Genomic DNA, 16,778 nt, shown 5'->3' with positions numbered 1-16,778 from the left:
GGAAAAAAAGACATCGCAATCGTTTAACAGAGAGGTGAACTTAAATGAAAAAACTCATCATGGCGCTGACAATAGCGGCCAGTTTTGCTGTGGCGGGAGCAGCGCATGCGCAAGAAAAGCTGAAGGTCGGCTTTATCTATATCGGACCACCCGGTGACTTTGGCTGGACATATCAGCATGATCAGGGCCGCAAGGAGCTGGAAAAGGCGCTTGGCGACAAGGTCGAGACCACCTTCCTTGAGAATGTACCCGAAGGAGCCGATGCGGAGCGCTCGATCGAGCGTCTGGCCCGCGCCGGGAACAAGCTGATCTTTACGACATCGTTCGGCTATATGGACGCCACGATTAAGGTCGCGCAGAAGTTCCCGGATGTGAAGTTCGAACATGCAACCGGGTACAAGACCGCCGACAACGTGGCTGTCTACAACTCGCGGTTTTATGAGGGCCGCTATGTGCAGGGCGTGATTGCAGCGAAAATGTCGAAGACCGGCGTTGCCGGCTACATCGGCTCCTTCCCGATTCCGGAGGTGGTCGAGGGCATCAATGCCTTCATGCTCGGCGCACAATCGGTCAATCCGAATTTCAAAATCAAGGTGATCTGGGCGAACTCCTGGTTCGACCCGGCCAAGGAAGCAGATGCTGCCAAGGCACTTGTGGACCAGGGTGTCGACATCATCACCCAGCATACGGATTCGACCGCACCGATGCAGGTTGCAGCGGAACGCAAGATCAAGGCGTTCGGCCAGGCTTCCGACATGATCAAGTTCGGCCCCGAAACCCAGCTGACGTCAATCGTCGATAATTGGGGCCCGTACTATATCGAGCGGGCCAAGGCCGTGCTGGATGGGTCCTGGAAATCCCACAATGTATTCGAGGGCATGCATGAGGGGCTGGTCGTCATGGCGCCCTATACGAACATGCCCGACGATGTGAAGAAGCTGGCCGAAGAAACACAGGCTAAAATCACCTCGGGTGAGCTGAAGCCATTCACCGGGCCGATCAAGAAGCAGGACGGGTCGGATTGGCTGAAGGCCGGTGAGACGGCCGACGACAAGACCATTCTCAGCATGAACTTCTATGTTGCGGGTGTTGACGACAAGTTGCCGCAATAAGCGACAAGTCAGAAATGGAAAGGGCGCCATCGGCGCCCTTTTTTATGACGGAGATTGGTCTGATCAATCGACTTCATTGGCTGAAGCGGCATTGAGCTGGCCATAGCGCTCCGGTCCGATGGCATTGAGTAGGCCGATCTGCGTTTCAAGAAAGTCGATGTGACCTTCTTCGTCTTTCAGCAGCTCGTCGAAGAGTTCCTTGGTAACGTAATCGCCGAGCTGGTCGCAAATCTCGCGCGATTTCTTGTAGGATTTGACCGCGTCATACTCGCCCGCGAGGTCCGCCTCGAGGACTTCCTTCACGTTCTGTCCGATGCGCAATGCGCCGATGGACTGCAGGTTCGGATGGCCTTCCAGGAAGATGATGCGCTGGACGATCTTGTCGGCGTGGTGCATCTCCTCGATGGATTCCTCACGCTCCTTCTTGGCGAGTTTTGTGTAGCCCCAGTCATCCAGAAGGCGATAATGCAGCCAATACTGGTTGACGGCCCCCAATTCGAGAAACAGCGCCTCGTTAAGCCGCTCGATGACCTTTATGTCGCCCTTCATGTCGTGAACTCCCGTATTCGTGACGCAATGATCGGACACGGTCGATAAACGAAACTGCATCAGAATCGTCTGAACCGTGGCGAAGATGATATTCTTCCGTCACCTTTATGATGGTTTCAACGACATTTGGGAAGCAGCCACAGCAGCGGCCGCGCTTCTTCATGGCATGGTAAACTTTTGCCGGAACAACAAGTTGCCATGGGTCCGCATCGAGAAGCTCAACGATAGTATTCTCGATCTCTTTCTGGGTGATAATATTGCAATGACAAACTAGCATTTTGTGCCGACGCCGTATCCTGCAGAACAAGCACCCGCGACATTCGACATCAACATGGCATCAAACTTGGATAAACTATTGATATGAAAGCGTTTTGTACGCTAGACCCAAGAGATATTGTCCCGTGGCCGGGTGATACTTTCGAACCAATCAATGGTTCCTCCAATCGCAAGGGTTCAAGGCCCAAACATTAAAGGTCAAACGTTCTATCAACGCTCCAGCCATAAAACCGGTTTGTTGGAATGCTGTCAAACGCATATGGTGAGATTATGCCATGATTTCAAGTAGTTAGAATTATTCTAAACTAGGAAAATAACCTAACCAATTCAATCATGTTTGCCGATATCAAGCGTTATCGGGGACAATATTCCGGGTCTGGCCGACCATGTGTCAAAACGTCTCATCCGGGTGTGGCGCTGGTGCCAAGAGCCGTACCCCGGCAACCGAGCAAAACCTGACTACAACGCAGGGTACAGAAACCCGAGCCGGAATCGCGCTTTGTCAGGTAAGAGTCGGCCACTCTTCAGCGGATCTCGAGGTTTGTCCGGCAAAAAGAGTCGCAGTTGAGCTGACATTTCAGCAGGACTGGGCCGAACGCAGCGAAGCGAACGAGCGCGAAAGCGTGCGCCGTATCCAAGGTACGGCGCACGTCTATCAACTGGCTGTTGCGAGACGCTTTTCGAGAACGTCGATGCCGAGCAAGGCACGAACATCGCGCTTGTCGACGATATCCTCGATCGAATATTGAGCCAGCACTTCAAAGAAGGCATTGAGCGCCTTGCGCAGAGCGGCGTTCAGACCGCAGCTGTCGATCAGCGGGCAATCGGCAGCATCGTTTTCGAAGCATTCGGCCATGGCGAAGTTTTCTTCGGTGACACGAACGACGTCAAAGAGCGTGATGTCTCTTGCCGGTTTGCCCAACTTCACTCCGCCGTTGCGGCCGCGCACCGTTTCGATGAAGCCATTCTCCACGAGTGGCTGCAGGATCTTGAAGAGGAACAGTTCAGAAACCGTGTAAGCCTGCGCGATTTCGCCGATCCGGCTCAGATTGCCGTCATTGGCTGCGCAATACATGAGGATCCGGATCGCATAATTGGTCTGTCTTGTCAGTCGCATGGAAATGTCTCTTTCAACCCGTTGCCGGGCAGGCACGTTCAATCTGGCCGCAGTTTAGAATTATTCTTGATAAAGTAAACGATAATATGAAACGTGCTTTCATATTATCCGAGATCTGGCGGGGATTGAAGCGGGTACGTTCTAACGGACGAGGACGACGACAGAAGCCGTTATCAGGGAAGTCGCAACCAGCAATAACAGGCCATAGAGCCGCGGCTTATCGAAGAGGACCGCAAAGCCAGCGGACCAGACGACAACCGCGGCACCCAATGCATAGAGAAAGCCCGCCTTGTGAGCCCAAGCGATATGAACAGCCATGAGACCGCCGATTATAAGGGCACCAAATACGACCATCAGAGCCAGGGCGTACTTTTCAAAATTGTCCATTCAGGCAACTCACTCTCAAGACCTGGATTGCGGAATGGCTGGCCGGTTCTGCTCCGGTGCCTTTCGCGAATAACCGGTCCTTCATAGACCGTTCGCACGGGGGAACGCAACATCATGACGATGAACGGCGGCACTTCACCGGCCGGATGTGTGCCATCGGCAACAAAAAAGGCCGGGAGGACCCGACCTTTCGAATTCGTCTCAACACCAGTGCCAGTACATCCGTGGTCAAAAGCGGAAACGAATTTCTATGCTGATATAGGCACGCCGGGCATGCTATTCAAGGCCGGAGCGCAAACCGCTCTAGCGGCGATAGGCATTCAATCCGGCGAGGAGACCGATACCCGCAACGGCCGATATGATCGCTACTGCGGCAAGCGGGTTCTCACGGGCCTTTCCGGCCACCATCTGCGCTTCGTCACCGACAAATCGAGCAGCCTTCTGACTGCCTTGCTTCACGGCCTTATAGGCGGAGTTACCATTGCCGAGAAGATCGTAACCTTGTTCGGAAAGCGATTTGCTGATCGTCGAAAGCTGTTTGCGCAAAGCCGCGATCTGATTTTCCAGATCCTTTTCAGACATATCTTGTACTTTGGTTGCATTCGTAGCCATTCCAGTAATCCTTTCCATTTGTATAGAAAGGTGGAACGTGACTTACCGGGATTTGTTCCCGATCGAACGGTTATTCACCCAAGGCAAGGGCGCGCGCGGCCGTTATTTCCAGCAGCCGTTGTTCTGGCCATTGAGATTATGCGAATCGATATCGATGCCGGCGGAAAAGTCGTTCTTTACCAAATAAACCGCCGTCTCCGGCTTGATGCGGATTCTGTTCCAGCCTGCGCAGCTGGATTTGCCCGCCGGTTTCTGGTCCATCCAGCGCATGGCGCCGCAGCCGGACGTCGCGATAATACAGGGCAGGAGAAAGGCCAAAGCCATTCTTTTCATCATTGTGTTCTTTCGACGGGATAGATCGCGGGTTGAAAATAGTGATGAACATTCATCGCACATTTTCCCTGAATCATGCCACAGGACTTTAGTCTGAAGATTGGAAGCCTTCGGCTTAATCATCGTTGCTGGCGTTCAGTTCCTGCGGTGTCATGCCTTCGGCAGCTTTTGCACTCAAAGACTGCGCCAGTATGAGCCGGCTCGACACGAGCAGGGGCGCATTGGCGGCTCGGACCTTTGCCAGCCGCGGGTTGTTTTCGTGCGCGGTCACCGCCGCTTCACTTGCATAAAGCTCGTTGACCATGACCTTGTTGGGAATGGGCGTTCCATTGCGCTCAATTGGCTTGATGACTTCGAAGCGCAGGCAACCTGGTTCTTCTTCCAATGTCTTTCTGGCGTGTTCGCGAATAAGTGCGGTGAATTCCTCTTCACAGCCTTCGCGCGTTTCGAACTCAACAATAATAGTCAATGCAGTCATAAAAACTCAGCCTCCCATTTCCTCCGGACCCTACCAGCCGCCAAAGGACAAATCCAGACGAGGTGCGGGTGAAAGCGGCCTTTACGGCGATTTTACGGGGATCATTTCGTTCGCGCAAAGAGGAGAAGACCAATACCGGCCACGATCGTAATGAGTCCGATATAAAGCCATCGCGTCTGGCCGACCATGAAACTTCCGCCGATAATGCTGAGACCTTGAAGGGCCCAGATGGCCCCAAAGACGATCAGAACGATTGCTGCGATGAATAGACCAATCCTCATGGCGACCTCATTTCCGGTGATTGTCGAATATCGTGCCAATCTTGCATTGCGGGCGCTGATTGAAAACAAGAAAGCCGGAACATCTGCAGTTTCGAGACGTTGTTCCATGGTCACGGCCGTCTGCCACACTTAAAGTCATGCGACCGCAGGCAACACGATTTCCAACGGAACGAAACTCCATTAAAAGGGAAGTTCAAATGCCAACGTATCAGTCGGAGTTCGAGATGGTGAACGTCATGTTGAACCGCCACACCTGGGTTTTGGTCGCAGATGGAGAGAAAGCACTTTTTCTGCGTAACAAGCATGACATGAACAATGTGCAGCTTGGCATTATTCATCAGATGCATCATTCCAACCCCGCCACACGCGAACAGGGCAGTGACAGGCCCGGTCGTTCCTCCAGTGGACCCGGGTTGGGCCGCAGCGCCGTGGACGACACGGACTGGCATGAAATCTCCAAAAAGCGCTTTGCCAAGGAGATTGCTGACGAACTCTATTGTCATGCACATAAGGGGGAATTCGAGCGGCTGATCATCGTCGCGCCGCCGCTCATGCTGGGTGAGATGCGTCAGGAATTTCACAAGGAAGTTTCCGACAGGATTGTCAGCGAAATACCCAAAACCCTGACCAATCACTCGACGAACGATATCCAGGCAATCGTGGAAGAGAGTTAGAGCAAATCTTGTTTGGCTAGAGCCGGTTCTGTTTCGTGGATGGCATCCACGTGGAAGGTGGAAGGCCGATGTTTTTCCATCGGACGAAGCCGGCCTGACAGAGTGGGTGGCCGTGGAGGCAGCTACCGGGGCTAATGCTTACGGCTTAAGCCGATTGTACTAGATGGTGGTTTTTTGCAACAAGCGGGGCGGGTGTCCCGCTTGCCCTTGGGCGGTGGAAATGCGGTATCCCTACACAAGCAAAACCCCTGCCGGGTGGGTAGGGGCTTCGCGAGTTGAGGCTTGATTTGGCTCTAACAAACTGGACTCTGGATAAAAATATCGCGCATCGTTTCAGTGCGGCGCAGGCTCAAGGTACCGCTACACTCAACCTTTCAAGATCGTATCACATGTAGCCTCAAATTCAAGGATTAGATGGCGATGCTTCTATCCCGATTTGGCCTTTAAACGCTCCAGTTCTTCTTCCAACCTTTTAATTCGCTCTTCCAAGGCATTGATTGCCTTGAACACTGCAACACCCATGCTTTTGAAATCGCCACTATGGATTGCTGCTTCGATCGCATGTCGGGCATTTTCAATTGACATTGTTTTCTCCACTTGACGGTGCCGAACAGTTCATGCGGAAAGCCCAATCCTCAAGGGGCATGAGGATTGGGCCATTGTTGGCTTGTGGGTTAGCCAAGGGCTGGTTGGGGTAACCAGTTATAAGAGAATGCTTATGCAGGAATTTGGTTCCAGCGCATTGAAAAAAAGTTCAGGTGATCAATTTTCAACGAGCTCAAGGCAAGGATAGTCGGTGTAGCCCCGTGCGCCGCCGGAATAATAAGTTGACTTATCTGCAGCATTCAGTACCGCGCCCTGGAGCCAGCGTTGCGGGAGATCGGGATTGGCGATGAAAGCTTCGCCAAAGGCAATCAGATCTGCCCGTGCCGTTACCAGCGCGTACTCGGCGTCAGCACGCTTGTAACCGCCGGCAAGGATGAGGGGACCGGCGAAAGCTGCGCGTATGGCGGAAGCAGTAACAGGGTGCTCTCCGGGTTGAGCGGGGGGCTCAACCACATGCAGGTAGGCGAGGCCGATCGGATCGAGCAGCCGGGCGATCTCCGGGAAATGACTGGCGGGGTTGCTATCGTACATGCCCTGATAGGGATTTGTCGGTGACAGGCGAACACCGATACGATTGACTGGCCAGTGCGCGCTGACCGCTTCGACGATCTCAAGCAGGATGCGAGCCCGATTCTTCAGTGAACCCCCATAGTGGTCCGTACGAATATTGCTGCCATCCCGCAAGAACTGATCGATCAGATAGCCGTTTGCGGCATGGATTTCGATACCATCGAATCCGGCAAGTCTCGCTCTCGCCGCTGCCGACGCAAATTCAACAACGATTGATGCGATGCCGGCGGGGTCAAGCGCTTGTGGTGTGGCGTAAGGTTGCACACCTTCTGCGGTGTATACCGTTCCTGCTGCCCGCAGGGCCGACGGCCCGACGGGTTGGCGGCCGTCAAGCAATTGCGACGGATGAGCGGTGCGTCCCATATGGGATAGCTGAACGAATATTCTTCCACCCGCCGAATGAACGGCGTCGGCTACCAGCCGCCAGCCGGATTGCTGCGCGTCATTGGTGAGGCCCGGACGTGCCGGAACATCGATCGCGCTGAAAGGATCGACTTCTGTCGATTCCGCAATGATAAGACCGGCCGTGGCGCGCTGCGCATAGTATAGCGCGTTGAGCTCGCCGGGAATCTTGCCATGGGATGCGCGGCGGCGGGTCATGGGCGCCATGACGATGCGGCTGGGAAGGGAAAGATCGCCGATCGTAAACGGGGAGAACAGCGTCGTCATTGGCACAGTCGGTCCAGAAATTATCGGCATTCCTTCAGGAGAGCGTAATGGTCATGCGAACGGGCAGATGCGGGTTACGCGGGCAGTAGATTGAAGAGAACTGCAACGTGGAATGCAAAAGCAGTCGTAAACAGCAAAACGACAAGTCCGCGATCCTTCAGGACGCGGCGAAACGGCGAGGCGATTGTATCGCGTGATGTCGTATAATCCGTGGATGCCATCATGAATCGTCCCTCGTTGTCCTTACCTATCTTGCGGCATTCGATACACGATTAATACGATAGAGATTACAAATGTACCGGTTCAGCGGGTAGTGTTTTGCGTCTTACGGGAAGTTTGTGGAAATTTATTCTTTGCACCATGGTCCGGAGGGTGGTCCAAGCGCGACAAATCCCTACCGCGGGAGTCGGGTATCTGCATTTCCTGGATTTGAATTCCCGAAAATGGCAAAAATCGCGAAACAAAATCGCCAAAAGAGCGTGGCTTGAGCAAAGCGCAATCTGGTTGGATGCGGGTGGGATGTGCTGCAATACCGGTCAGAGCGGGAGTCCATTTCGCTGGCTTTATGCGTGCAATCCAGAAAATGAGGAAAGAATGTCCGTCTTTCAGACCCGGGCGCGTGCCGTCCACCATGAACTGACCGTGGAAGCAGACCTGTTCAAGGACTCCATGCGGCATCTGGCTGGCGCCGTGAGTGTCGTTACCGTTGGCCGGGGCAATGACCGCACCGGATTTACGGCCACCTCCGTATCGTCGTTGGCCATCGATCCTCCGTCGGTCATCGTCAGCCTCAATCGCGATTCTTCGTCATGGCCGGTGCTGCAGCGACATGGCAGTTTCTGCGTGAATGTGCTGGCGCATGATCAAAAGCACGTAGCCGAGAGTTTTGCGGGACGGGGCGGGCGCAAAGGCCCGGAACGTTATCAGGATGCACAATGGCAGGAGCTTGCCACGGGCACGCTGGCACTGGCCAATGCCTTGACCGTGCTTGATTGCGAACTGGATGACGCCATCGAACGGCATTCGCATGGCATTCTCATCGGCAGGGTCAGGGCGGTAACTTTGCGCCGCAATGCCGAACCGCTGCTCTATTGGCACGGCGCCTATCGCCGCATCACCGCGCCCGTTGAAACATAAGGGCCAATCGAAAATAAGGACGCTTGCGTCAGGTAACGATCGCTGTGATCGAGGCTGCGATCAACGCGACCGACAGAAACAGAATGAGCCCATAAAGGCGCGGCTGGTCGAAAATGACCGCAAAACCGAGGAAAAACGCCGAACAACCGGAAGCCAGGGCAAACAAGAAAGCGGCTTTGTCGTTTGTGGTTATCGCAAATGCCATGAGGCCGGCAATGATCAATGCGCCAAAGACGATAAAAATCCAGGTCGCGAAGGTTTCGTAGCGATCCATGTCTGCTCCTGCTTATTCATGCACGTACTTCGAGGGCGATTACAACGGAATATCAACATGCAGTCAAATCGCGGCGCCGTTCAGATATCACAGGGCCCGCATTCATCATTCGCCTCACTTCGGCCGAGCGCCGCAAGCCAAAGACTGTCGAGACAGCGTAGTTCGCTGCCATCAATCTGGTCCAGAAACAGCCAGTATTCGCCTGTGGGGAAGTAGTAACCCAGCGCTTTTTCCGTGTTTTCCGCGTGCTGCAATTTGGCCTTGTCAATTCTCTGCAACAAACCGCCGATGCGAACCTTGACGTCCATCATCGACCAATCTCTCAGCCGGCCGATATCGACGCGCGGGAAAACCAGGCGGCTCGAGTCAAGGTGCGAGAGATTGACACAGAGGCAGCCCTGGCGCGCCGCCGAAACGAGCAGCCTCCCGGTCTTTGCCTCGAGGTTTTGCAGCGTGATGTCGGAGCGGAGCGGATCCGGATTGCCATAGCCATAAAAGTGCGTCGGCCCCTCATTGTCGTAGTTCATATCGCAACCGAGGAATGCGAGTACGTCGGGTTTCAGGGCGTGGAGCACCCAATAGGCGGTTGTCAGCGACATGGTCGCGCCGGCGTAGACAAAGCCCCCATAGGCGTTCTGCGCCGGAACATAGTCGGCCGCCGTATGGATGCTACGCCCCGTCGCGATCTCCTTTTCCGGCATTGCATGTGCCGGAAAATCTCCGGCGTGAACCAGATGATTCCAATCGTCACGCACGCGCCAGGCATTGTTGATCGCAACGATTTCGTGAAAGGGCGCACGCTGCCATTCCCGCGATCGAACAACATCCGGCGCGCTACCGAGTATTAGTATGATTTTTGGATGTGACGCGGACTGCATGGACATGTTCCGTTTTAAACTTCAATGATAGCGCGACACCATGTGCAGAATGAGACGTATTTACCACACCGTTGAAATTCACTGTATATTGATAAAACCTTTGGTTGCGTAAATTATAATCAGCAACTACTTTCCAACCCGAAACAATCGTCTGTTTTATCGCCTGGATTGTATTGAGTCTAAAGCTGTCCCGGCCGTTTCATGACTGTTGCAGGAGGGGTTGCATGAAGTCTTTCAGCTTGCGTACACGAATCGTCTGGCTCTCTTCTGTCTCCCTCTTATCACTCATCACATCGAAACAGTTCGCCCTCGCAGCCTGCACACTCGTTCCGACGGCGGGTAGTGACACTTATATTTGCGATAGCGGCACTGGAGGTCCTTTGACGGATACGGGGGGAGCAACTCACTGACCCTTCCGGCCGGGGGCACAGGCACCATCACGGGCCCGGTTACCTTCGGTGCCGGTGCCGACACGGTCATCATCAATTCCGGTACGATCAACGGCAATCTGAGCGAAGGCGGCGGCAATGACCGGCTCGAGTTGAATGGCGGTACGGTCAACGGCACGATCTTCCAAAACGGCGGTACGGATACATTCATCATGACCGGCGGTGTGGTCCAGCGGGTCGAACAGGGCAGCGAGCTCGACACCGCGACGGTCAGCGGTGGCCGCATCATCGGCCAGTTCTTTGCCGGTGATTTCTTGACGATGACCGGCGGGCAGATCGGCGAAGTCAATCTCGAGCAGGCCAACAATGAAATGCGCATGTCGGATGGCACAATCGACCGTTTTGTGATTGCGACGCAGGGCCGCGACTTGCTGGTACTCTCCGGCGGTTCCATAGGCACCTTCGTTGACCTGGGCAGCGGCGATAACCGCATATTCGTTTCCGGCGGCTCCATCGGGAGTACGGTTACGACCTTGGGTGGCAATGATCAATTTACCTGGGACACAGCAGGGGCGATCGGCGGCGCGATCAATCTGGGTGCGGGCAATGACACCGGAACCTTGCAGAATCTCACGGAAGCCACACTTTCCTCGACACCATTGATCAACGGCGCAGCCGGTACGGACACGCTGACATTCGCCAATACGACCGCTACCACGTCCGGCAGGTATATGAACTGGGAAAATGTGGCGCTGACCAGCGGCTCTGCGTTTACACTGGACAGCAACTTCATCGTAGGCGACAGCGCAACGGGAACGGGCAGTTTTACGATCGATGCCAGCAGTACGCTGTTCGCCGGCGATGGCGTCAATGCCGCAATCGCTCCTTTCACAAGCGGTCAGCTGGTCGATGTCACCAATGCCGGGACGATTGACCTGACCAACGGTTCAAGCGGTGCTGCGGACACTTTCACGGTCCTTGGCAATTATACCGGCAGTGGCGGTGCGATCCGCCTGCAAACCGTGCTCGGGGATGATTCCTCCGCATCCGACAAGTTTGTCATTTCCGGTGGAACGGCTGGCGGTACCACAGGCTTGGCCATCACCAATCTTGGCGGCGGCGGTGCAAGCACGGTCCAGAGCGGAATTCTCGTTGTAGAATCCATCAACGGCGCGACAACCGGCGCGTCGGCATTCAGCCTCAGCAATTCCGTTGCGGCGGGCGCGTTCGAATATTTTCTGTTCAAAGGCGGTGTCACGGCTGGAACTGCGGAAAACTGGTATCTGCGTTCGACCCTGGTATCCGGAAGTGAGAATCCCGGAAGTGAGAATCCAGCGACACAACCGACAGGCGGTGACATTGAACTGCCTGGACCGGGTGTTGAACCGCCTAACGCAGGCGCGACACCGGTCGTTGCGGCACCGGGCGAAGTTATTCCGCTTTATCGCATCGAAGTGCCAACCTATTCGGCCGTGCCGCCGATGGCCCGCGAAACCGCGCTCGCCACGCTGGGGACGTTCCATGAAAGGCGGGGCGAACAAAGTGTGCTCACGCCCGGAGATAATTTCTCGGCTGCCTGGGGCCGGGTCTTCGGACAATCGACGGAGCAGAGCTGGTCCGGAACGGTTAGTCCGTCAGCCGATGGAAACCTCTACGGCATTCAGGCGGGCCTCGACATCATCCGCTCCGAGACCGAAGGCGGGCACCGCAATATTGCCGGGCTGTTCTTCGGCTACTCCAATCTGAACGCGGATATCAAGGGAGAGGCGCTCGGCTGGAACGACCTGGATGTCGGCAAACTCGATCTCGACACTACCAGTTTCGGCGGCTACTGGACGCATATCGGACCGTCAGGCTGGTATCTGGATGCTATTTTGATGGGATCCTGGTTCAGCGGCGATTCAACCTCATCGCGCGACGTTGGGATCGACATTGACGGTACGGGAATCACCGCCTCGCTCGAGGGTGGCTACCCGGTGGCGCTCTCGCAAAGCTGGACACTGGAGCCGCAGGCACAGTTGATATGGCAGCATCTATCGCTGGATGACCAATCGGACGCATTTTCGGATGTTTCTTTTGACACGGATGACGGCGTCGTCGGCCGCCTGGGATTCCGGTTGCAGGGAAATTATCAAACCTCGTCAGGCCTGTTCCAGCCTTACGTGAAGGCCAATATCTGGCATGGTTTCGGCGGCACCGATGCGATTCTGTTCGACACCGATGCCATTACCACGGAGAACGAGATCCACGTCGCTCGAACTCGGCGGTGGCATCGTCCATGATTTCTCGCAAAGCGTCAGTGCTTTTGCGGTTGCGGACTACACCTTCGATGTCGATGGCGCCGAGATGGAGATATTCGAGGGCAATATCGGGCTGCGCGTCAAATGGTAGGAAGCGCGTGCTAAACTTTTTGTGATGCCTCAATTCGGATCAGAATTCGGCGCACTCTCTCCACAAGCGAACGGCTTGGTTCGCTGCAAAGACGGGCACTGCCGGCGCTCCGCTGGCAACCCCGACAGAGGGAGTAAACGACCATGAAATCGATACTGATTGCTATGGGAATACTGGCTGCCACCAGCCTGTCCGCTTTCGCCGCCGAACCGGCGAAATTGACGGAGACAAAGATGGGCAAGATTTACACGACAGAGAAAGGCATGACCCTCTATACCTTTGACAAGGACACAAAGGGCAAGTCGAACTGCGATGCCAAATGCCTGGCGAACTGGCCGGCATTCTACGCCGAGGCGGGAGCCAAGGCGGAAGGCGAGTGGACACTGGTCAAGGCTTCGGACGGCAAGGAAATGTGGGCCTATGAAGGCAAGCCGCTTTACACATTTGTAAAGGACAAGAAGGCTGGCGATATGACCGGCGAGGGTGTCGGGGGCGTCTGGCACGTCGCGAAGTAAGAAACCTTCATTGGAATTCAATAAAGGGCGGCTCCCGCGGGGCCGCCTTTCTATTTTCGTCCAGTTGCATGCGAAGAAATCGGCCTCGCCAGATCCCTCGACCTTGAACCGCTTCACACTTGTCCTGGAAATGCTCTCTTTGTTTTTACGCATTTCCGGACGGAAAACCGCTTCACACTTTTCCTGGAAATGCTCTCTTTGTTTTTACGCACTCCGGACGGAAAACCGTTTCACACTTTTCCTGGAAATGCTCTAGGTGGAGAGGGCCGTTCTCACCCGCTCGGCCAGAACGGTCAACTGATCGGCCGAATTATGGCCAATCAGCATGTAGCCATGGGCTTGATCGGACCAATAGACGACATTCATGCCGTGGCGCTGTTCGGCGCGCGGGGAATTCGGCCCCTTGGATGACCGAATGATGCAGAGCGCCAGCGGCCCGCTGGCAGGGTCGAGATAGGCGATCTGGCCAAGGGATTTGCCGTCATACTGAAGAACCTGAGCGCGCTTCAGCGCGATACCGGGCAACGAAACCGCTTCCGCGGGAAGCGACAGGCCAAGGCTGTCGCCAAGACTGCGCAGTTGCTGGCCTTGCGATGATTCATCACTCGTCAGGTTGGCAAGTGTATCGGCTGTGTAAAGCGACAAATACTCCGCGACAACCGCACGCCACTCCGATCCGTCGCTTTCGCTGGAAGCATCCTGCATTTCAATGTAGGCGCGATCCGCGACGACGCCTACAAGGACCAAGCCGATGGCGGCGGCGATAAAACTGCGCCGGTTCCAGTTTTTCCCTGCTGGTTCCGCCGCAATGGACGAGGGAAGACCTTGAAGAATGGCCTCAAGATTAGCTGTCGGAGCATTCTCAAGCAAAGGTTCGAACGCGTCATAGAAAGGCATCTCGCTGCGCGACAGGAATTCGAACCGGGTGGAGACAGTCTCATCGGTGTTGATCAGTGTATCAATCCGAAGGCGCTCGGCGTCATCCAGTTCCCCATCGAGAAAGGCGACCAACAGTTCGTCGGAGGGCATTTGGTCTTGTCTGTGGTCAATCATCAATTCCCTCCTTTCGTTCGTTTCGCGACCATTTCCGGACCGGCATTCTCGGCAAGTTTTGCACGAGCGGCCGCAAGCCGGCTCATCACCGTTCCTATGGGCACATCCAGCACGTCGGCAATCTCCTTGTAGGAGAGGCCCTCGACATAGGCGAGGAACACCGCCGTCCGTTGAGCTTCGGGCAAATCATTCACTTGCCGCAGGACCTGATTGGCCAGAACATGGCGCTCGGTTTCCTGTTCACCGTCGAAGGTAAGCGTGACGTCCGCGTCGACAAAACCGTTGCCCATACGGATCCGCCGGGAGCGAACTTCATTGAGCCAGATCGAATGCAGGATCGAGAACAGCCAACGGTCAAGCCTTGTGCCGCTCGTAAACTGGGCGGCGCGCTCCAGCGCACGCACACAAGTAGCCTGGACGAGATCATCTGCAACATCGCGCTGGCGGGACAGCACCACGCCGTACCGCCAAAGCCGGGCGAGGTGCTGGCTCAAACTCGCCCTGATTTCGTGTTCGCTCGCGATAATTGCCTCCGTCCCGGCGTGCCCAATCCGGACTTCCAGTGCTGACGACTGATATGGGTTCGCCCGACTATATGCAGAAAGTTCGAAATGAGCGATGGTCACTTTGATCCCTTGTTTGTGAACGCCTCACGACCATCGCTCGGGCTCTTCCAAGCCAGGCAATGGCCCAGTCAAATCTTCGACGGCTTCTCGATCGCTTCCTGAAGATCCTTGTATTCTTCGCATGTGGTTCCGCAGATCGACTTGATGGTCATGAGCTGCTCCTTGGCGAGATCGATCTGACCCTTGACGACGTAGGCTTCGCCCAGATATTCGCGAACTTTCGCATATTTGGGATCAAGTGCGACCGACTTCTTGTACCAGGATATGCCTTCGTCGGTTCGCCCAAGCTTGCGAGTTGCATAACCGCGATAGTTGAGGGCTTCCTTGGTGTTCGGATCTTTCAGCGTGTCGAGCATCTCCAGCGCTTCCTGGTATCTTCCTGCCTCGGCCAAGGCGTAGGCGTATTCGGTGCGATCCTTATCGGGAACGAAACTGCTGTTCTTGCTGACGCATTTCTTGCTCCTGGAATCGTAAACCTTGCCTTTCGCACAGGTGGGCGTTGCATCCCCACCCTCACCACCTGCGGCAAACACCGGGGTGGAGAGGGTGCTAACGGCAAGCCCGGCGCCGAGCAAAGCCAATGGAAGCTGATGGCGCAGTGATCTGACGATATTTCTCATGGCGTGTATCTCCGCTGAATAGAACTCACGGATGGAGAACACAGCTGGGCGAAGTTTTATTCATCGCCTGGAGATTATTTTGCAGCCAGGGCACGCGCGAGTGCGACGCCAGCGAAGTAAATCGATTTCCAGAACCTGATCAAAAACAAGAATCCCGTACTCATATCCAGTGTGATTTTAATCCTGAATTCGTTTCGCGCAGGACGGCGAAGGTCTATTCTTGAGACAATACAAATGAATCCATCCACGAAAAGCCCATATGTAATGAACTGCAGAACGGTTGAGCCCATGAACGCCGATGTTACCAGCGGAACGCTCCTGCAATCATTGCTTGCGGGATTTGATGGACGTCCCGCCAAAGCGCCGGATGACGCAAAGCGCAGGTTCGCAGAGCCGCTCTCTGCCGTTGACGCAGCGAAGCAGCTTGTCGACAAGGCCAAGCGCGCGGCAGATATCAGTCTCGATCGTGCGAAGGCGGCACCCAAACCTCACGAAATCACCAATCCGGTATTTGTCGCGCTGTTCGACGCACACCAGCGCGACAGGGAAGTTCTCTTCGCAGCGATGCGCGCGCTTGATGCGGCGCGCCTTGCTGTGAAGGGCCAATAGTTTGCGCATGCGTTGTCGTTAGGCGGTGCCCAAGTAGCTCACGTCCATCCTTCAAACTCGTGGTATGGAATGTCGAGCTCCCTGGCGCAGTATTCTTCGTAGCTCTTCACCTCGTTCCAGGCTTCCGCAACGATAGCAGCCGAGCCTTTGCTCATATTCCAATCGTCGTCCGAGCGAATGCCATTGAGAAGATTTGTCAGAACGGCACTCGTCAAACAGGCGAAGCGGAACTCAAATCGATCAGAGACACCCGTGAAGTGGAAGCTGACAATCTTGTTGTACTGGCCCTGCTGGGAATCCTCTTCAGAACCAAAATAGGGGTTGCCTTGCTCGTCCGCCTCAAAATCATAGATGGAAATTTCCACGCCGCTGACCAGGTCCTTACCCGCGATCTCCGGAAATTGAATCGCATCGAGACGGAATTTGAACGGCACAAAACCTGGCGAATCTGCAAATGAAACATCTGGGTGGATTTCGCAAATCATATCGAATTTGTTCAATTCTGAAACCAGTGCCGGAATTATCTCATCGGAGATTTCCTGCAATGGCGTATACACGGTATATTCCATGCTCATCAGCAATAATCCTTTGAAAAATATATGAAATTATCAATTCGTTCGAT

The 16,778-nt window shown here is 54.9% G+C and carries 24 protein-coding genes; 6 read left to right on the top strand and 18 right to left on the bottom strand.

Annotated elements, in window-relative coordinates:
- The first annotated feature begins 44 nt into the window (after positions 1 to 44).
- Complete coding sequence (locus N8E89_RS16455; RefSeq protein ID WP_106663271.1) at positions 45 to 1,112, top strand: BMP family ABC transporter substrate-binding protein; 1,068 nt, start codon at positions 45 to 47, stop codon at positions 1,110 to 1,112.
- A gap of 63 nt (positions 1,113 to 1,175) precedes the next feature.
- Here N8E89_RS16455 and bfr read toward each other — a convergent pair whose 3' ends face one another.
- The 8 genes from bfr to N8E89_RS16415 form a co-directional block, all read right to left on the bottom strand.
- Complete coding sequence (gene bfr / locus N8E89_RS16450; protein WP_106663272.1) at positions 1,176 to 1,661, bottom strand: bacterioferritin; 486 nt, start codon at positions 1,659 to 1,661, stop codon at positions 1,176 to 1,178.
- On the bottom strand, positions 1,627 to 1,938 hold the full coding sequence (locus N8E89_RS16445; RefSeq protein ID WP_099999058.1) for a (2Fe-2S)-binding protein: 312 nt from the start codon (positions 1,936 to 1,938) through the stop codon (positions 1,627 to 1,629). The genes bfr and N8E89_RS16445 overlap by 35 nt, the downstream gene beginning before the upstream one ends.
- Positions 1,939 to 2,592: 654 nt before the next feature.
- Positions 2,593 to 3,054 carry an iron-responsive transcriptional regulator RirA gene (gene rirA, locus N8E89_RS16440; RefSeq protein ID WP_106663273.1) on the bottom strand — a complete coding sequence of 154 codons (462 nt, stop codon included), beginning with the start codon at positions 3,052 to 3,054 and terminating at the stop codon, positions 2,593 to 2,595.
- Positions 3,055 to 3,195: 141 nt separating this feature from the next.
- Positions 3,196 to 3,441: a hypothetical protein gene (locus N8E89_RS16435; RefSeq protein WP_106663274.1), complete on the bottom strand. Its 246-nt coding sequence runs from the start codon at positions 3,439 to 3,441 to the stop codon at positions 3,196 to 3,198.
- Between the two features lie 303 nt (positions 3,442 to 3,744).
- Complete coding sequence (locus N8E89_RS16430) at positions 3,745 to 4,053, bottom strand: hypothetical protein (protein WP_106663275.1); 309 nt, start codon at positions 4,051 to 4,053, stop codon at positions 3,745 to 3,747.
- Between the two features lie 136 nt (positions 4,054 to 4,189).
- The gene (locus N8E89_RS16425) at positions 4,190 to 4,438 is read right to left on the bottom strand and encodes a hypothetical protein (protein WP_146147756.1); all 249 of its coding nucleotides are present in this window, start codon (positions 4,436 to 4,438) and stop codon (positions 4,190 to 4,192) included.
- Positions 4,439 to 4,501: 63 nt separating this feature from the next.
- Positions 4,502 to 4,864 (bottom strand): putative quinol monooxygenase, encoded by a 363-nt coding sequence (locus tag N8E89_RS16420; RefSeq protein WP_106663277.1) that lies wholly within the window; start codon positions 4,862 to 4,864, stop codon positions 4,502 to 4,504.
- Between the two features lie 101 nt (positions 4,865 to 4,965).
- Positions 4,966 to 5,145 carry a hypothetical protein gene (locus N8E89_RS16415; RefSeq protein ID WP_106663363.1) on the bottom strand — a complete coding sequence of 60 codons (180 nt, stop codon included), beginning with the start codon at positions 5,143 to 5,145 and terminating at the stop codon, positions 4,966 to 4,968.
- Between the two features lie 197 nt (positions 5,146 to 5,342).
- On the opposite strand from N8E89_RS16415, the gene N8E89_RS16410 reads away from it, so the two are divergent.
- Positions 5,343 to 5,819, top strand: coding sequence for a host attachment family protein (locus N8E89_RS16410; protein ID WP_245448644.1), 477 nt, complete (start codon positions 5,343 to 5,345; stop codon positions 5,817 to 5,819).
- 426 nt (positions 5,820 to 6,245) lie between these two features.
- Here N8E89_RS16410 and N8E89_RS16405 read toward each other — a convergent pair whose 3' ends face one another.
- The 3 genes from N8E89_RS16405 to N8E89_RS16395 form a co-directional block, all read right to left on the bottom strand.
- Positions 6,246 to 6,404: a hypothetical protein gene (locus N8E89_RS16405; protein ID WP_162707135.1), complete on the bottom strand. Its 159-nt coding sequence runs from the start codon at positions 6,402 to 6,404 to the stop codon at positions 6,246 to 6,248.
- Positions 6,405 to 6,581: 177 nt separating this feature from the next.
- The gene (locus N8E89_RS16400) at positions 6,582 to 7,664 is read right to left on the bottom strand and encodes an alkene reductase (protein WP_106663278.1); all 1,083 of its coding nucleotides are present in this window, start codon (positions 7,662 to 7,664) and stop codon (positions 6,582 to 6,584) included.
- Between the two features lie 74 nt (positions 7,665 to 7,738).
- Positions 7,739 to 7,888 (bottom strand): hypothetical protein, encoded by a 150-nt coding sequence (locus N8E89_RS16395; protein ID WP_162707134.1) that lies wholly within the window; start codon positions 7,886 to 7,888, stop codon positions 7,739 to 7,741.
- Positions 7,889 to 8,258: 370 nt separating this feature from the next.
- On the opposite strand from N8E89_RS16395, the gene N8E89_RS16390 reads away from it, so the two are divergent.
- Complete coding sequence (locus N8E89_RS16390) at positions 8,259 to 8,801, top strand: flavin reductase family protein (RefSeq protein ID WP_106663279.1); 543 nt, start codon at positions 8,259 to 8,261, stop codon at positions 8,799 to 8,801.
- A gap of 28 nt (positions 8,802 to 8,829) precedes the next feature.
- On the opposite strand, the gene N8E89_RS16385 is transcribed toward N8E89_RS16390, so the two are convergent.
- The 3 genes from N8E89_RS16385 to N8E89_RS16375 form a co-directional block, all read right to left on the bottom strand.
- Positions 8,830 to 9,075 carry a hypothetical protein gene (locus tag N8E89_RS16385; RefSeq protein WP_106663280.1) on the bottom strand — a complete coding sequence of 82 codons (246 nt, stop codon included), beginning with the start codon at positions 9,073 to 9,075 and terminating at the stop codon, positions 8,830 to 8,832.
- Between the two features lie 80 nt (positions 9,076 to 9,155).
- A complete protein-coding gene (locus N8E89_RS16380) occupies positions 9,156 to 9,953 on the bottom strand; it encodes a hypothetical protein (RefSeq protein ID WP_106663281.1) in 798 nt (265 codons plus the stop codon).
- Positions 9,954 to 10,356: 403 nt separating this feature from the next.
- Positions 10,357 to 10,530 carry a hypothetical protein gene (locus N8E89_RS16375; RefSeq protein ID WP_262260523.1) on the bottom strand — a complete coding sequence of 58 codons (174 nt, stop codon included), beginning with the start codon at positions 10,528 to 10,530 and terminating at the stop codon, positions 10,357 to 10,359.
- A gap of 24 nt (positions 10,531 to 10,554) precedes the next feature.
- On the opposite strand from N8E89_RS16375, the gene N8E89_RS16370 reads away from it, so the two are divergent.
- Positions 10,555 to 12,624 (top strand): autotransporter family protein, encoded by a 2,070-nt coding sequence (locus tag N8E89_RS16370; RefSeq protein ID WP_262260521.1) that lies wholly within the window; start codon positions 10,555 to 10,557, stop codon positions 12,622 to 12,624.
- A 252-nt stretch (positions 12,625 to 12,876) separates the two neighbouring features.
- Complete coding sequence (locus tag N8E89_RS16365) at positions 12,877 to 13,248, top strand: COG4315 family predicted lipoprotein (protein ID WP_106663283.1); 372 nt, start codon at positions 12,877 to 12,879, stop codon at positions 13,246 to 13,248.
- Between the two features lie 252 nt (positions 13,249 to 13,500).
- Here N8E89_RS16365 and N8E89_RS16360 read toward each other — a convergent pair whose 3' ends face one another.
- The 3 genes from N8E89_RS16360 to N8E89_RS16350 all read right to left on the bottom strand — a co-directional run bounded on the left by N8E89_RS16360 (position 13,501) and on the right by N8E89_RS16350 (position 15,547).
- Positions 13,501 to 14,301, bottom strand: a complete 801-nt coding sequence (locus N8E89_RS16360; RefSeq protein ID WP_262260518.1) for an anti-sigma factor family protein — start codon at positions 14,299 to 14,301, stop codon at positions 13,501 to 13,503.
- Positions 14,301 to 14,927, bottom strand: a complete 627-nt coding sequence (locus N8E89_RS16355; RefSeq protein WP_210203856.1) for an RNA polymerase sigma factor — start codon at positions 14,925 to 14,927, stop codon at positions 14,301 to 14,303. Before N8E89_RS16355 ends, N8E89_RS16360 begins: the two co-directional genes overlap by 1 nt.
- Positions 14,928 to 14,995: 68 nt before the next feature.
- A complete protein-coding gene (locus N8E89_RS16350; protein ID WP_106667600.1) occupies positions 14,996 to 15,547 on the bottom strand; it encodes a tetratricopeptide repeat protein in 552 nt (183 codons plus the stop codon).
- A 288-nt stretch (positions 15,548 to 15,835) separates the two neighbouring features.
- On the opposite strand from N8E89_RS16350, the gene N8E89_RS16345 reads away from it, so the two are divergent.
- Positions 15,836 to 16,156, top strand: coding sequence for a hypothetical protein (locus N8E89_RS16345; protein WP_106667602.1), 321 nt, complete (start codon positions 15,836 to 15,838; stop codon positions 16,154 to 16,156).
- 38 nt (positions 16,157 to 16,194) lie between these two features.
- Here N8E89_RS16345 and N8E89_RS16340 read toward each other — a convergent pair whose 3' ends face one another.
- On the bottom strand, positions 16,195 to 16,737 hold the full coding sequence (locus N8E89_RS16340) for a hypothetical protein (protein WP_146147895.1): 543 nt from the start codon (positions 16,735 to 16,737) through the stop codon (positions 16,195 to 16,197).
- Positions 16,738 to 16,778 lie beyond the last annotated feature (41 nt).

It is taken from the genome of Phyllobacterium sp. A18/5-2, from assembly GCF_025452215.1.
In the GTDB taxonomy this organism is placed as follows: Bacteria; Pseudomonadota; Alphaproteobacteria; order Rhizobiales; family Rhizobiaceae; genus Phyllobacterium; species Phyllobacterium sophorae.
This window is presented reverse-complemented; position numbering and strand designations above follow the sequence as displayed.